This window comes from Actinomarinicola tropica (assembly GCF_009650215.1).
GTDB lineage: Bacteria > Actinomycetota > Acidimicrobiia > Acidimicrobiales > SKKL01 > Actinomarinicola > Actinomarinicola tropica.
The window spans coordinates 2,434,766-2,449,335 of sequence record NZ_CP045851.1 but is presented as its reverse complement, the minus strand read 5'-3'; the positions used below and the strand labels follow the sequence as shown (position 1 = coordinate 2,449,335).

General features: G+C 71.6%; 16 protein-coding genes and 1 other RNA gene. 11 read left to right on the top strand and 6 right to left on the bottom strand.

What is annotated here, in order from left to right; genetic code table 11:
• Positions 1 to 44: 44 nt before the first annotated feature.
• Positions 45 to 431 carry a hypothetical protein gene (locus GH723_RS12115; protein ID WP_153759887.1) on the top strand — a complete coding sequence of 129 codons (387 nt, stop codon included), beginning with the start codon at positions 45 to 47 and terminating at the stop codon, positions 429 to 431.
• Here GH723_RS12115 and GH723_RS12110 read toward each other — a convergent pair.
• Positions 407 to 1,633: a cation:proton antiporter gene (locus GH723_RS12110; RefSeq protein WP_153759886.1), complete on the bottom strand. Its 1,227-nt coding sequence runs from the start codon at positions 1,631 to 1,633 to the stop codon at positions 407 to 409. The two genes, GH723_RS12115 and GH723_RS12110, sit on opposite strands and share 25 nt — an antisense overlap.
• A 123-nt stretch (positions 1,634 to 1,756) precedes the next feature.
• Between GH723_RS12110 and GH723_RS12105 the strand changes: the two genes are divergently transcribed.
• From GH723_RS12105 to GH723_RS12095, 3 genes are all read left to right on the top strand, one after another.
• The gene (locus GH723_RS12105) at positions 1,757 to 3,253 is read left to right on the top strand and encodes a hypothetical protein (protein WP_153759885.1); all 1,497 of its coding nucleotides are present in this window, start codon (positions 1,757 to 1,759) and stop codon (positions 3,251 to 3,253) included.
• A gap of 484 nt (positions 3,254 to 3,737) precedes the next feature.
• Complete coding sequence (locus tag GH723_RS12100; RefSeq protein WP_229022808.1) at positions 3,738 to 4,430, top strand: hypothetical protein; 693 nt, start codon at positions 3,738 to 3,740, stop codon at positions 4,428 to 4,430.
• Between the two features lie 90 nt (positions 4,431 to 4,520).
• Positions 4,521 to 5,033: a DinB family protein gene (locus tag GH723_RS12095; RefSeq protein WP_153759883.1), complete on the top strand. Its 513-nt coding sequence runs from the start codon at positions 4,521 to 4,523 to the stop codon at positions 5,031 to 5,033.
• An 81-nt stretch (positions 5,034 to 5,114) separates the two neighbouring features.
• Here the strand turns inward: GH723_RS12095 and ssrA are convergent.
• The 3 genes from ssrA to GH723_RS12080 all read right to left on the bottom strand — a co-directional run bounded on the left by ssrA (position 5,115) and on the right by GH723_RS12080 (position 7,189).
• Positions 5,115 to 5,504, bottom strand: a transfer-messenger RNA (tmRNA) gene (gene ssrA / locus GH723_RS12090).
• A gap of 162 nt (positions 5,505 to 5,666) precedes the next feature.
• Positions 5,667 to 6,494 carry a hypothetical protein gene (locus GH723_RS12085; protein ID WP_153759882.1) on the bottom strand — a complete coding sequence of 276 codons (828 nt, stop codon included), beginning with the start codon at positions 6,492 to 6,494 and terminating at the stop codon, positions 5,667 to 5,669.
• A 23-nt stretch (positions 6,495 to 6,517) separates the two neighbouring features.
• Entirely contained in the window at positions 6,518 to 7,189 is a 672-nt protein-coding gene (locus tag GH723_RS12080) for a hypothetical protein (RefSeq protein ID WP_153759881.1), read from the bottom strand.
• A 28-nt stretch (positions 7,190 to 7,217) separates the two neighbouring features.
• Between GH723_RS12080 and GH723_RS12075 the strand changes: the two genes are divergently transcribed.
• From GH723_RS12075 to GH723_RS12065, 3 genes are all read left to right on the top strand, one after another.
• Positions 7,218 to 8,030, top strand: coding sequence for a permease-like cell division protein FtsX (locus GH723_RS12075; RefSeq protein ID WP_153759880.1), 813 nt, complete (start codon positions 7,218 to 7,220; stop codon positions 8,028 to 8,030).
• A 67-nt stretch (positions 8,031 to 8,097) separates the two neighbouring features.
• The gene (locus tag GH723_RS12070) at positions 8,098 to 8,562 is read left to right on the top strand and encodes an RNA polymerase sigma factor (protein WP_195210271.1); all 465 of its coding nucleotides are present in this window, start codon (positions 8,098 to 8,100) and stop codon (positions 8,560 to 8,562) included.
• A complete protein-coding gene (locus GH723_RS12065) occupies positions 8,559 to 9,602 on the top strand; it encodes a hypothetical protein (protein WP_153759878.1) in 1,044 nt (347 codons plus the stop codon). Before GH723_RS12070 ends, GH723_RS12065 begins: the two co-directional genes overlap by 4 nt.
• Here GH723_RS12065 and smpB read toward each other — a convergent pair.
• Entirely contained in the window at positions 9,599 to 10,120 is a 522-nt protein-coding gene (gene smpB, locus GH723_RS12060) for an SsrA-binding protein SmpB (RefSeq protein WP_153759877.1), read from the bottom strand. The genes GH723_RS12065 and smpB overlap by 4 nt on opposite strands.
• A 66-nt stretch (positions 10,121 to 10,186) precedes the next feature.
• Between smpB and GH723_RS12055 the strand changes: the two genes are divergently transcribed.
• The 4 genes from GH723_RS12055 (at position 10,187) to GH723_RS12040 (ending at position 13,760) form a co-directional block, all read left to right on the top strand.
• Entirely contained in the window at positions 10,187 to 10,594 is a 408-nt protein-coding gene (locus GH723_RS12055; RefSeq protein ID WP_153759876.1) for a Mov34/MPN/PAD-1 family protein, read from the top strand.
• Positions 10,595 to 10,651: 57 nt separating this feature from the next.
• The gene (locus tag GH723_RS12050) at positions 10,652 to 11,599 is read left to right on the top strand and encodes a PLP-dependent cysteine synthase family protein (protein WP_153759875.1); all 948 of its coding nucleotides are present in this window, start codon (positions 10,652 to 10,654) and stop codon (positions 11,597 to 11,599) included.
• Between the two features lie 141 nt (positions 11,600 to 11,740).
• Positions 11,741 to 12,988, top strand: a complete 1,248-nt coding sequence (locus tag GH723_RS12045) for an acyl-CoA dehydrogenase family protein (protein WP_153759874.1) — start codon at positions 11,741 to 11,743, stop codon at positions 12,986 to 12,988.
• Positions 12,989 to 13,046: 58 nt separating this feature from the next.
• Positions 13,047 to 13,760, top strand: a complete 714-nt coding sequence (locus tag GH723_RS12040) for a hypothetical protein (RefSeq protein ID WP_153759873.1) — start codon at positions 13,047 to 13,049, stop codon at positions 13,758 to 13,760.
• 10 nt (positions 13,761 to 13,770) lie between these two features.
• Here GH723_RS12040 and GH723_RS12035 read toward each other — a convergent pair whose 3' ends face one another.
• The gene (locus tag GH723_RS12035; RefSeq protein WP_153759872.1) at positions 13,771 to 14,565 is read right to left on the bottom strand and encodes a thymidylate synthase; all 795 of its coding nucleotides are present in this window, start codon (positions 14,563 to 14,565) and stop codon (positions 13,771 to 13,773) included.
• Between the last annotated feature and the right edge of the window lie 5 nt (positions 14,566 to 14,570).

Genomic DNA, 14,570 nt, shown 5'->3' with positions numbered 1-14,570 from the left:
AGCACCTCACCGGGCGGATCGGGTGTTCACCGAGGGTGTTTGGCGTGACGGATCGTGGGTACGGGTGCGGCGTGTTCGCCTTCGCCCTTCCCCCGACGCTCCAGCCCCGCCACGAGGACCACCTCGCCCTCGTCGACCTCACCGAGGAGGTGCCCGAGGAGGAGGTCGGTTCGCCGTTCCTGGCCGTCGAGGAGGTCGAGCGCCCCACCTCGCCGGTGGCGCTCGCCATCTTCGGCCTCGGTCTGCTCGTGGCCGTGTCGCTGGCGCTCCGTGCGCCGGGCCTGGCCGGGCTGGCGTTCGTCGGTGGCGTCGTCGGCGGCGGCATCCTCAACGCCCCCACCGGGATGGAGCGCCTGCGCACCGCGGCGGCGCTCGGCGTCCCGACCGTCGCCCTCGGCATCATCACCTACGCCTTCGTCTCCAGCCTCTGAGCCCGATCCTCGCGGGTGAGCAGGTGCCGCCCGATGCCCTGCGTTGCGCCGTGGATGATCGTGCTGGCGGCCACCGCCGCCATGCCTGCCGCGAAGAGACGGTCGTCGAGGACGCCCTCGTGGTGGGCGTGCACGAGGTAGAACGCTGCGCTGATCCCGATCGGACCGAACCAGCCGACGAACGCTGACTGCGGGAGCGCTAGGCCGCTGAGCGGCGAGAGCGCGAGCACGGCGGGGAGACGTCGGACGAGCAGGACGCCGACGACGAACGCAACGAGCGGCGCCCCGAGGTCCGTCCACGCGTCGGTCGGCAGCAGGGTCCCGATCACGATGAACACCGGGATGACGAGGTACTCGTTGAACGCCTCGTCGAGCTGCTCCTGCTGCTCGCGCTCCCGGTCGGGGACGGCGACGTTGTAGGCGAGGCCGGCGACGAACACGGCGAGGATGCCGTCGGCGTCGACGGCCCGTCCGATGCCCAGGACGCCGACGGCCATGAAGAGGGTGACCATCAGCTCGGGCGTCCGCTCGGTGATCCCGTGCTCGTCGACGTACCGCGTGAGCCGTCCGACCACGTAGCCGATCGGGACACCGACCACGAGGGCCAGGACGACCTCGACCCCGGCGGTCGTCGCAGCTCCACCGAGCCCGTCCCCGGCGACGGCGGCGATGCCGACGGCGACCAACGGGAGGGCGAGTCCGTCGTTCGCGCCGGACTCGATCGTGATCACCTGGCGCGTCCGCTCGGGAAGGTCGCTGATCGCCGCATCGGTGGTCACCACACCCGACGCGAGGATCGGGTCGGTGGGGCACAGGCACGCCCCGAGCAGGGCGGCGAGCTCCCACGGCCAACCCAGGGTCCACGCTGCGAGACCGGCGGTCGCCGCGGCGATCAGCGGCATGCCGAGACCGACGAGGGCCGCGACGGGTCGCAGCGCGCGCCCGAGCTCGCGCACCGGGAACCGCAGCGCGACGCCGATCAACGACACCGCGAGGATGGCGCGGGTGCTCTCCAGCAGGAGCGTGGGGGCCACGTCGGGGTCGATCGTCAGCCAGCCGAGGACGGGGGCGCCGAGGACCGCCCCGGCGACGAGTCCGACCATCGGTGACGTGATCGGCAGCCGCTCGATCCGAGCGCTCGCGAGGATCAGCGCGACGGCGATGAGACCGGCGACGGCGTAGCCGAGGTGCAGCTCGTCCATTCCGGCGCCCTGCCCGGGTGCGCCTCCACGTACTCGTCGGCGCGGGCCTGCCGCGGTTTCACGGCACTGACAGGCCGTTCACCTACCGTCCCCTCGAGAGCGGCCCCGACCCTGAGAGCGACGATGAACCCCTATCGGCAGACCTCCGATTCGACGCGCACCTGGCGCGGCCGCGCCGTGGCGGTGCTCGCCTGCCTGGCCATCGTGGCCGGGGCCTGCGGGGGCGACGACGGAGAGGAGGCGGGGAACCTCGCGGACCTGCTGGGCAACGAGGACGCGGAGGGGGCGGAGGCGTCGGCGACCGACGACAGCTCGAGCGGTGGCGGATCGGAGGAGGGCGCGGACGGCGACGCCCCGATGGTGGCCGGCGAGCTCGACGACTGGGCCGCACCCGACGACGCCCTGCTCGTCGACCCGGGTGAGGACGTGAGCGTCGAGGTCGCGCTCGCGGACGAGACGCGGGTGGTGTCCCAGTCGGCCGTGCGTTCGGTGTCGGGCGATCACACCTACGTGCTCGATGCCGACGCCGCCGCGTCCGTCGAGCCGGGCTCGGTGCTCCTCGTGCCCGGCACCGCGCTGCGACGCGTCGTCGACGTCCGTGATCAGGGCGGCACCGTGGAGGTGACGACCGAGTTCGCGGCGTTGACCGACGCGTTCGACGAGGCGGACATCAGCTGGGACGTCGAGCTGCCGGTCGATGAGCGCTACCAGACGGACCCCGACGCGACGGGTGCCGCGTTAGACCAGCCGGTCGGCATGGGGGTGACCCTGGCCGACGGCACGACCCGACAGGTGGCGTGGTCGCGCGCCGAGGGGGCGGACCTGCCCCTGCAGTGGACCTACAGCGAGAACGGCTTCACCTACGTGTTCGCTCTCGGGGTCGGAGCCGAGCACCTCGACGTGCGGGTCCAGGTCACGCGCGACGCGGGCGGAGGAGTGGCCCTCGCCTACGTGGCCGAGGGTCAGGTGCGCATGCCGCGGTCGAGCGGCGACATCCAGATCCGTGGTGGCGAGCTGTCCGCAGCGTCGATCCAGCAGCGTGGCCTCGAGGGCGACGTCGAGCTGACGATGTCGGCCGCAGGAGCGGGGACGGCGCCGATCGACTTCGAGATGCCGGGCATCTGGTTCAAGTACATCGTGCCGATCGGTCCGATCCCGCTGACGATCGACATCAACGCCCGCATCATCGGCGACGTGGAGATCCCCGCCGAGGCGTCGGCCCAGGGTGAGGCCCGCTACACGTTCGGTGGCGACATGGGGTTCGAGCTGAGCGGCGGGTCGGTCGAGGCGGCGGTGCGGATGCCCGACATGGGACTCGTCCCCCAGCCGGCCGACTCGGCGGCGATGTTCGGCAACTACGTCAACGCCGAGTTCGGGTTGGCGTTCCCGCACATGTCGGTGTCGTTGTTCGACCAGGGGATCGTCCCCCGGATCTTCCCGGGCATGATCCTCGGCAGCCGCCTGCAGTGGGGGCCGCTGTGCAAGTCGGCGTACGTCAACCTGGTGGTGCAGGGGAGCTACGACTTCAAGATCCTGGGCGTGAACCTCCTCTCCGGCGACACCACCGACCTGATCGCGCCGAAGCGCATCGACGCCGAAGGCGACAGCTGCGAGGGGTAGCCGCTCCCGGACCGGGTGCCGGCCGTCGGTGACGCTGCCGCCTAGTCAGCCGTCCGAGTCGGTGATGAGCTCGCGACCAGTCCGAGTCCGGTGGCGAGCATCGACGCGATCAGGATCGTGGGCGCCCAGCCGGGCTCCTCGACCCGATCGAACCCGTTCTCGGCGTCGGACCATCGGCAGGTCGTCCCGATGGGGAACCAATCCCATTCGGCTCGCCCGTAGTTCGACTCGCCCTCGAACCTCTCGGGACGGGCAGGACAGCTCAGGTCGCTCGAGAGGTACCAGGCTCCGACGACGAACAGCGCAGCAAGTCCGAGCACCGCGAGCCCGAGGAGCCTCCGCCAACGACGCCGTGGGCCGCTCGCTGGCGCCCCTTGTTCCGCCGTACGCATGGGTCGAGAGTAGAAGCATCGACCCTCATCGGCGTGGCGGCTCCACCTGATCCTCCCGGGCGGAGTCGGCGCTCGGCGGTTAGGGTCCTGCCGTGGCGGCGGTGCTCGATTCGCGGGCGGAGGGGCCCGACGTGGTGTTGCAGCATCGCAGGCGTCGGTGGCCGTGGTGGGTCACCGGAGGGACCGCTGCGCTCCTGCTCGCCGTCGGCTCCTTCTGGTGGATCGGCGCCAACGTGGTCTACTACCAGCCGCTTCGGCTCGGGCCATGGATCCCGCCACCGAACGAGGGCGCCACCCACCTGAGCCTCGTCGGCGACACCGTCGAAGTGGTCCCAGCGCGCGCCAACGCCGAGTTCCGAGTCGGGACGTCGATCACCAACAGGGGCGACCATCCGATCAGGATCCGCGATGTCGCGCCCATCGACGCCGATGCCTACTTCGAACCGATCGCCACGGTGATGGTGCCGGTGGGGAGCCACGACACGGCGGACCTTCGTCCGTTCGAGCCGTTCGACCTCGCGCCGAACGAGTACGCGTGGGTCGGTCACCTCTACCGGTTCCGTGACTGCCCGTTCCCTTCGAGCGATCCCCGGCCGCTGCACCAGCGTCTGGAGGAGGATGGCGAGCTGCTCGGAAGAAGCGGGTACACGTCGTGGACCGACCTCGGCATCGAGTTCACCACTCGAGGTTGGACTCGCCACACGTCTGTTGAGTTGATGGCCATCCCGATCCTCGACGGAGTCGGGGATGTGTGTCCAGCGGGGGACGGCGCCACGAGCGACTGAGCTCGGCACGCGAGGTGCGCGTCGCGGATCAGGGCGAGGGCGTCTCCTGTTGGCAGGCGACCGGGCGCTGGTGGTGCCACGATCGCGGTCATGAGCGGCGAGCCGAGGTACCCGGACCTGCAACCCGCCGATGAGCGCACTGCGCTCGCCCAACGCCTGGATCAGTACCGAGCCACCGTGGCAGCCGCCCTCTGCGATCTCACCTGGGAGGAGGCGTCGACGCCTCATCTGCCGGCCACGGACCTGACCATCGCCGGCATCGTCCGTCACCTCGCATGGGCGGAGGATCGGTGGTTCCAGGGTCGGCTGCTCGGTGCCCCGATGCCGTCGCCGTGGGACACGCCCGAAGCTGACGATCCCGACCACGCGATGCGTCTGACCAGCGGCGACACGGTCGAGGGAGTCGTGGAGCTCTACGCAGCCGCCTGCGCTCGGAGTCGACTCGCGCTCGACGCGTGCGAGACGCTCGACGCGGTCGCCGCCGCCCCCTCCTTCGGCCGAGGGCCCGTGAACGCTCGCTGGATCATGGTGCACATGATCGATGAGACCGCCCGCCACGCAGGGCACCTCGATCTGCTCCGAGACGCCGTGCGAGCGAGCTGAGAGGAGTCGGACGCGATTCGAGCCGCCCCGAAGGGCGGCTCGAATTCCCTAAGGACCTCGGGGAATTCCCCGAAGACCCCTTGGTGGAGCTGGAGGGAATCGAACCCTCGTCCGTCAAGTGGTCATCGACCGCGCTACGACCATTCCCGAGTACTGGCTCTACGGCTGCCAGCCCGCCGGGTCGGGTGGGCCACGAGGGCCCTGCCGCCGGATCTTTCTCCGGTGTCAGCGGTCTTTCACGCCGTCAGCGGTCTCTCCCTGCTGTCCTCCACCGCTTCTGTTGCCGGGCTGCGGTGGACCGGCCCCGCGTGCCGTTACCGGTCGCTATGTGTCTCGGTTACCTGAGTTGGATCAGGCGGCGAGAGCGAGGTCGTCGTTATCGGCCTCTGTTTGGGTGCCCCGTTTAAGGAGTCTGAGCAACTCCGGTCGCACGTCCGACTTCCGAGCTTCACGTCGAAACCGATCAGCCCCGCATCGGGCCCGCCACCACCGCCGGAGCGATGAGGCGGGTGTCAAGTAGCACGTCGGTCACGAACCGACCTGCACATGCTACCGCCGGTCCGTCGGCGCGACTCCTGCGATCGACAGGACGAACTCACCACGGATCCCTGCGGTATGCGACGCGATCCGTGGTCAGTTGCCCTGAACGGCGTCCAGCTCGGCCCGGGCTGCGGCCACGGCACGCTCGGCGGCGTGTCGGGCATCGGTCGCCTCGTCGAGCTGGCGCTCAGCCGCCTCGACCCGTTCCTGTGCCGCCGCCAGCGCCTCGGCGGCCTCCTCCTGCTCGCGCTCGGCTCGTTCGACGGCGTGCTCGGCATCGGCTCGTGCGTCCTCGGCCGACGCCAGTGCCCGCTCGAGCTTCTGGATCCGCTTCGTGTCGATGCGCACCGGCTCGGCGGGGGCCGGCGCCTTCCCGCGGCGAGCAGGCGCCGGGGCTCGTCGCCGCGGCGGGGCGCCCTCGCCGGCCGCACCGAGCAGGCCGAGGAAGCCCAGGTCGGACGGTCGTTCCAACGCCGAGGTGAGCCGGCCGGCGACGAGCTCGGCGCCGTGCTCCGCATCGACGCTCGCCGCCTCGAACGTGGCGGCGGCCTCCTCGCGGTGCGCCTCTCCGGCGAGCTCGACGACCAGCCGGGTGAGACGACGGACGACGTCGCGCCGCGAGACGGTGGCGGCCCGGAGCGCATCGGCGTCGCCGCCGGCGAGGGCCTCGTCCTGCCGATCGCGCAGCTCGGCCCCCGCTTCGCGCAGCTCCTCGATGAGGTCGGGCTCGGCGCGTGCCACCGAGTTGACGGCCCAGGCCAGCTTCGACGGCTTCTTGAGCCGACCGACCTCGGCAGCGACGTCCTTCTCCCCGGATGCCTTCAGCTCCTTGACGAGGGCGTTGCGGGCGGCGACGAACTCCGACGGGTCGAGCGCGTAGAGCGCATCGACGTCAGGTCGGTCGCGCACGTCGTCAGCCATGCGCGAGGGCTACCACATCGGGGTCACGGACGGCGCGGAGCGGCCTCCCGGCTGCCGGCGTACGCCGGGCCGCGCAGCGAGTTGAGGATGCCGCGCGGGCGGAACGTGACCGTCGTCGTCCACGGGTCGAAGCGGACCACCGCGGCCTCGTCGGCCGGCACGACCTCGCGCAGCACCACCGTGGCCGCCGGCGCCCAACCGGCCCGCGGCTCGGCGATGCGCAGCTCCACCGTCAGCGGAAGGCTCTCGACCGCGGCGTCGAGCGTGGGCGCGGCGAGCGGTTCCACGCGCAGGACCCGCGGTCCGTCCTCCGTCCCGAACGTGAGCACCGACGAGTAGCCGAGCACCGAGAACGTCGGCCACGGGAAGATCGTGTGTCGCAGCACCGGCGCCGAGAACGAGGCCGTGAGCAGCACGTCCTGGTGGCGGTCGGGGCCGTGGGCGTCGACGAACCGGATGGCGATGCCGTTGAAGTCCGGCCACGGGTGCGGGAGGCCGATGCCCCGCGACAGCCGCGCGACGACGTCGATCGACCCCGGCGGTCCGAGCGCTGCGCCGGCGGGGTAGATCTGGGCGTCGCCCCGGAAGGTCGTGCCCTTCGGGTGGAGCCCGCGCGCGTCGCGCAGCTTGGCGACGGTGCCGAAGAGCCGATGGGCGCTGCGTGCCGCCCACCGGGGAAGGTCTGGTGCATCCACCCCGGGCTCCTCCCACGCGGTCCGACCGGTGAACCGTCCCGACGACCGCCCAGGTTGTAGACATGCGGGCGTGGCGGAGAGCGGGCCGACGACCGAACCGGCGGCGCACCGGCGATGGGTCGTCGTCGGCGTGGCCGTCGTGGTGGCGCTGATCGCGGGGATCGGCGCGTACCTGATCCTCGATGGCGACGACGAGGCGGCCTCGTCGAGCGCCTTCTGCCAGGCCTTCGCCGCGCCGGTGTGGGGTACGACCTCCGACGGCGACGCGGTCGACGTGATCGTGTTCGTGAACGCCGATGCCACCGATGAGGTGCGGTCCGAGCTCGAGCGGCGGGTCCGTGACGACCCCGCGGCGGCATCGGTCCTCGCCGTCTCCCAGGAGAAGGCCTACGAGGAGTTCACCGACCTCTTCGCCGACGATCCGGAGATGCTGGCGGCCGTGAGCCCGGAGATCCTGCCGTCCAGCTTGCGGGTGGGCCTCACACCCGAGGCGGCGGACGAGCCAGGGGAGTGGGCGCGCGCCTGGGAGGACGAGCCCGGGGTCTTCCGAGTCGTCACCGACGACGTGTCCCTTCCTGGCGGGGTGACGGTGGGGGAGTCGCTCACGCACCTGCTGACGATCGCCTCCCCGGGCGACGTCGTCGCCGTGCCGAACCCGACCGAGGCGATCGATGCGCTCGTCGACGCCGCGCCCGAGTCGATCGCCGACGACATCGCCGCCATCGTCGCCGCGGGCGACGGCGGCGGCTCGGTCACCCTGCCGACGGCCGAGGTCACTGACTCGCTGATCCAGGCAGCGCGACGGATCCGGGACCACGCCGACGCGACGTGCGGCGACTGAGCCCGGAGCCCCGCCCCCAACCCAACCGTCCGAGCAGGTCGGGCGTGACTGGTGTGTGATGGGAGGCGTGGGCGCGGTCGAGGAGCTGTTCGTGCGGGAGTACCCGCGGCTGGTCCGGGCCCTCGGGACGGCGTTCGATCCTGAGGCCGCCGCCGACGCGGTGCAGGAGGCCTTCATCGAGGCGGACCGGCGATGGCGGACGATCTCCGGTTACGAGGACCCCGCGGCGTGGGTGCGGCGGGTCGCGCTGAACCGCCTGCTCACCGGACAGCGCAACCAGCGCCGCCGAGCCGAGATCCTCGCCACGATCCGCCCGGTCGCCCCCGACGACCTGACCGCCGACCAGCTCGACCTGCGCCGTGCGGTGGCGTCGCTGCCGGATCGGATGCGCCTCGCCGTGTGCCTCCACTACCTGGCAGACCTCCGCATCGAGGACGTGGCCGCAGCGATGGACATCGCGCCGGGGACCGTGAAGTCGACTCTCCACGACGCGCGGCGCCGGTTGCGCCCCTTGCTGGCGGAGCTCCCGTGAGCGACCTGGATCGAGACGAGCTCGGCGCCCTGGCGCCGGGCATCGACATCGAGGCGTCGCTGGCGCTGTTCGAGCGCCGACGTCGGCGCGATCGACGCCGACGACGCCGTGCGCTCGCGCTCGTGTGCGTCGCGTCGCTCATCGGGCTGGCCGTCGCTGCGGCGGCCAGCCAGGACCGGGGTGCGGGACGCGCTGTGGCGGGGGGACACGGCTCCGAGGTGGTCTCGGTGACGCTCGAGGTCGACCTCGACGGGGAGCTGGGCGACGTCCGCCTGATCGAGGACGCAGCGACCTGGCGGGAGGCCGTCGCGGGCCAGGAGGCGCCGAGGATCGACTTCCGGCATTGGGTGGTCGTGGCGCTCACCAACGACGTGCCCCGCTGCGATCACCACCTTCGCGGCTTCGACTGGGACGACGGCGTGCTGACGCCGACCTTCGTCGAGGGTCGGCTCGGCGAGCCGGAGGGTCCCTGGTTGTGCCTCCTCGCCGCCCGGCCGGAGACCCACGCCGCCGCCATCCACCGCGCCGACCTCCCACCGGCGTTCGACGTGCGGCCGGGCGAGGGCGCGGTGGCTCGTGCGCTCGTTGTCGAGGCGACGCGGACCACCACGGCCGAGCCCGACCCGGCCGTCGGGTTCGAGGTCGTCGACGTACGTCGGGCTCCTCCGGGCCGAGCGGGCGACCTCCGCGTGATCGAGGACGACGCCACGCTGCGAGACACCTGGGCCGAGCTCGGGCTCGGTCAGCGGCAGACCGCCCCGGCCCTCGACCTCGACGAGCAGCTGGTCCTGATGCTCACGACCTCAGGCGGCGCGTGCCCGCCCGAGCTGCGCGGGTTCACCGTCGAGGGCCACGCGCTCGCGCCGGTGTTCCGACCGGTCGACGACGTCACGTGCGGCCACGAGGTGACCGCGCACACGTTCGTCGTGACCCTGGATCGCGCCAGCGTGGCCGAGCTCGAGTCGATCGTCCTCGACGGCGACACCCTGCTCGGCATCGCCCCGACCACGCGGGACCTCGACGCTGCCCAGGGCCCCTAAACGGCGTCCTTGCCGCTCATGCGGCGCGACATGGCCTTGCGGGCCTCGCGGTCGGCGTCGCGCTGGGCGATGGCCTGGCGCTTGTCCCAGTCCTTGCGGCCGCGAGCGAGGCCGAGCTCCACCTTCGCCCGCCCACCCTTGAAGTAGATCGACAGCGGGACGAGCGTCAGGTGCTCTTGGTCCTGGCGGGCGCCGAGACGCTCGATCTCGTGCTTGTTGAGCAGCAGCTTGCGGATGCGCTCGGGGTCGATCCGGTCGTGCAGGCCGGTGGAGATCCACGGCGAGATGTGCACGGCGTGGAGCCACGCCTCGCCGTTCTTGATCCGACCGAACCCCTCGGCGAGCTGCACCTTGGCGTCGCGCAGCGACTTCACCTCGGACCCTCGGAGCACGAGCCCGGCCTCGACGGTGTCGAGGATCTCGTACTCCCGCCGGGCGCGCCGGTTCGTGGCGATGACCTTGGTGCCATCGTCGGCGCTCTTCGCGCCCTTCTTGGGGGTCTTCCCGGCTGCGGCCACGGCGGTCGAGGCTACCGACCCCCGGTCGGGCTGCCGCGCCGGTTCCCGCCGCTAGCCTCCGCCGTCATGCTCCACCTGCCGCTGCACGTCCTCGACGAGATGGTCGCCCACGCGTTCGCCGGCCTCCCCGAGGAGGCCTGCGGGCTACTCGTCGGCCGTGCGGACGGGGACGAGGTGGTCCGCTTCGTCCCCACGACGAACGTCGCGGCGTCGAGCAAGGTCTACACCGTCGACCCCCGCGAGCACCTGCGGGCCGACCGGGTGGCCGAGGCCGAGGGCCTCGAGATCATCGGCGTGATGCACAGCCACACGCACACCTCCGCCTACCCGTCGCCGACCGACGTGGCCCAGGCGCCGGACCCGTCGTGGCACTACCTCATCGTGTCGCTGAAGGACCCCGAGGCGAGCACCCGCAGCTACCGGATCGTGGACGGGAACATCTCGGAGGAGACGATCGTTCCACTCGATCGTTAGAATCCCTACCTGTCTCGTCAACAATCCCGCGCCCTGCTGGGAGAGGAGCCCCTGGACATGGCCGTGCACACCTCGGTGCTCGATCTGATCGGCAACACGCCGATGGTCGACGTCACCCAGCTGAGCCCGAACCCGAACGTCCGGATCCTCGCCAAGCTCGAGGGCCAGAACCCCTTCGGGTCGGTGAAGGACCGCATCGCCAAGGCCCTCATCGAGGACGCCGAGCGCGACGGGACGCTCCAGCCCGGGCAGCGCATCATCGAGCCCTCGTCGGGCAACACCGGCATCGCCCTGGCCGCCATCGCCCGCCTGAAGGGCTATCCGATCACCATCGTCCTGCCGGAGAACGTCTCGGTCGAGCGGCGCCAGCTGCTCGAGATCTACGGCGCCGACATCATCTCCACCCCCGGCGCCGAGGGCTCGAACGGCGCGGTGCGCCGAGCGCAGGAGCTCGCCGACGAGCACCCCGAGTGGGCGTTCCTCTACCAGTACGCCAACAACGCCAACCCGCAGGCGCACTACGACACCACCGGGCCCGAGATCCTCGCCGACGTGCCCGACATCACCCACTTCGTCGCCGGCCTCGGTACGAGCGGCACCCTCATGGGCGTCGGCACGTACCTGAAGGAGCAGAACCCGGCGGTCAAGATCATGGCGATCGAACCGCCGGTGGGGGAGAGGGTCGAGGGGCTCCGCAACCTCGACGAGGGCTACATCCCGCCGATCTACGACAAGTGGGGCGGCGCCGAGCTGCTCGACGGCAAGCGCATCGTCCGGCCGAAGGAGTCGATCGAGTGGCTCCGCCGCCTCGGTGAGATCGGCATCTTCGCGGGCATCTCCGCCGGCGCCGCGCTCGCAGGTGCGGCCAAGGTGGCCGAGAAGATCGACGACGGCGTGATCGTCGTCATCGTCGCCGACGGCGGCTGGAAGTACATGTCCACCGGCGCCTGGACCGACCCCATCGACGAGGTCGTCGAGCGCGCCGAGCGCATCATCTACTTCTGAGCCGACCAGGCCACGCCTCGGGGGTTCTGGCGCGGATCCGTGTCGCCGGGTGACACAGATCCGCGCGATTCGGCGTCGAGGTCTACGGTGAGCGGCGGGGAACGCTGCTGACGCGGCGTCGAGAGCGTCCGGGGGGATGCGATGGATCCGACCTACAGCGCCGAGGCCGAGGAGTACCGCGAGAAGATCCGGGCCTTCCTCGCCGAGCACCTGCCCGCCGACTGGCAGGGCGTAGGTGCCCTGCCGGAGGCCGAGCAGGACCGGTGGGTGAAGGAGTGGCGCCAGACGCTCGCGTCGGCAGGACTCCTCGCCGTCGCGTGGCCGAAGGAGTACGGCGGCGCCGGTCTCAGCCCGATCGAGCAGGTCGTGCTGAACGAGGAGTTCGCCAAGGCGAACGTGCCGACCCAGACGGGCAACGACGGGTTCGGCATCGGCATGATCGGCCCGACGCTCATCGTGTGGGGCACCGAGGAGCAGAAGCGCCACTTCCTGCCCCGGATCATCGACGGCACCGACCTGTGGTGCCAGGGCTACTCGGAGCCCGACGCCGGCTCGGACCTGGCCAACGTCGCCACCCGGGCGATCCTCGACGGCGACGAGTGGGTCGTCAACGGCCAGAAGATCTGGACGTCGTCCGGCCACACCGCCAACTGGATCTTCGTCCTCGCCCGCACCGACCCGGCGGCACCGAAGCACGCCGGCATCTCGTTCCTGCTCGTCCCCATGGACCAGCCCGGCGTCGAGGTCCGACCCATCAAGGAGATGACGGGCGAGGCCCTCTTCAACGAGGTGTTCTTCACCGACGCCCGCACCCCGCGCGAGAACGTCGTCGGCGAGGTCAACAACGGGTGGACCGTCGCCAACACCCTCCTCGGCTTCGAGCGGGGCGGTCGCTCGACGGTGCTCTCGATCGGCTACCGCTCCGAGCTCGACGCCATCGTCGAGCTGGCGAAGAAGAAGGGCGCCGACCGCGACCCCCGCATCCGCCAGCGTCTCGCGTGGGCCCACAGCCAGGTCGAGATCATGCGCTACCTGGGCATGCAGTCGCTGACCTCGGCGCTGGCCGGCAACCAGCCGGGGCCGGGCGCGTCGATCATCAAGCTGTTCTGGTCCGAGTACCACAAGAAGGTGACCGAGCTGGCCCTCGACATCCTCGGTCCGGAGGCGATGGCGCCGACGGGAGAGGTCGGCGGCTCGTCGATCCAGGCGTTCGCCGGCGGCGAGATGTCGAGCGCCCAGGCCGTCCGCTCCTTCCTCGGGGCTCGGCCGGGAACGATCTACGCCGGCACCTCCCAGGTGCAGCGCAACATCATCGGTGAGCGCGTCCTCGGGCTGCCGAAGGAACCCCGCGCCGACGCCGGCCCCTGGAAGGACCAGCCGAAGGGCTGATCGCGCGGCCGCGCCGGCGGCCGGGAACCGAGACCGCTCGGGCGACGTCCAAGGAGGCGTGACCCGCACCCGACCGTTCCTCGCGCTCGCGCTCCTGGCGCTGAGCGCCTCCCTCCTCGTCGCCGACCCGGCCGCAGCGGACTGCAGCGGACCCACGATCGAGTACGACGCCGGCGAGGTGCAGCCCGGCGGGACCGTCACCGTGCGGGGATCCGCCTGGGGCGACGAGTGCTACGACACGGGCCCGCCCCCGGACGGCGAGGGAGTGCTCGGTCGTCCGATCGAGGACATCGCCATCGTGGTCGAGCAGGGGCCGGTCGCGGCCCTCGTCGCCATCGGCTCGGCCGACGACGACTACGAGTTCGAGGTCGAGGTCACCATGCCGCCCTCGATCCTCCCCGGCGAGGCGCGGGTGAGGGCGTTCTGGGCCCGGGGCATCGTGTTCGACGCCACCGACGCCACCGTGGTCGTGACCGGAGAAGCACCGCCCGACCTGGTGGAGCTCTCGCCGGTGCGCTTCGGCCCGACCGAGGAGGCCGAGGCCGACACGATGCTGGCGCCGGATGAGGACAGCGCCGTCGACGGTGGGGCGGCGGCCCCCACCAGCGGCGACGCCGACGACCTCGGCTCCGGAGCGTCGAACGGCGACCCGCTGTTCGTCCTGTGGCTCGTCCTCGCGGCCGCCGGCGGCGCTGCGGTCGCCATGGCGGTGTGCCTGCGGGGCCGCACGTCGGTGACGACCGCCGACCAGCTCCGCGGCACCGGCCGCTGAGCGGCCGCCCTCAGACGGCGATGGGCGCCGCGATGCGGGGGTGGGGGTCGTAGCCCTCGATGACGATGTCGTCGGCGTTGATGGTGGCGAGGTCGGCGACGGGCCGGGCGAGGCGCAGCGTGGGCAGCTCGCGCGGCTCCCGGGACAGCTGGAGCCGGGCCTGCTCGACGTGGTTCAGGTACAGGTGGGCGTCGCCGAAGGTGTGGATGAGCTCGCCCGGCTCGAGCCCGGTGGCCGAGGCGACGAGCACCGTCAGGAGCGCGTAGGACGCCAGGTTGAACGGCACGCCGAGGAAGACGTCGGCGGACCGCTGGTAGAGCTGGCAGGACAGCCGCCCGTCGGCGACGTGGAACTGGAACAGGCAGTGGCACGGCGGCAGCGCCATGCGCTCGATGTCGGCGACGTTCCACGCGCTCACGACGTGGCGACGGGAGGTCGGATCGCGACGGATCTGCTCGACGACCTGTCCGAGCTGGTCGATGGTGGCTCCGTCCGGGGTGGGCCAGGACCGCCACTGGTGGCCGTAGATCGGGCCCAGGTCGCCGTCGTCGTCGGCCCACTCGTCCCAGATCGTCACGCCGTGCTCGTGCAGGTAGGCGACGTTGGTGTCGCCCCGGAGGAACCACAGCAGCTCGTGCACCACCGACGGGACGTGGATGCGCTTGGTGGTCAGCAGCGGGAACCGCTCCGACAGGTCGACCCGGTACTGGTGGCCGAAGATCCCGAGCGTTCCCGTGCCGGTGCGGTCGGTGCGCTCCACCCCCTCGTCGAGGACCCTCTGGAGCAGATCGAGGTAGGCGCGCATCGCAC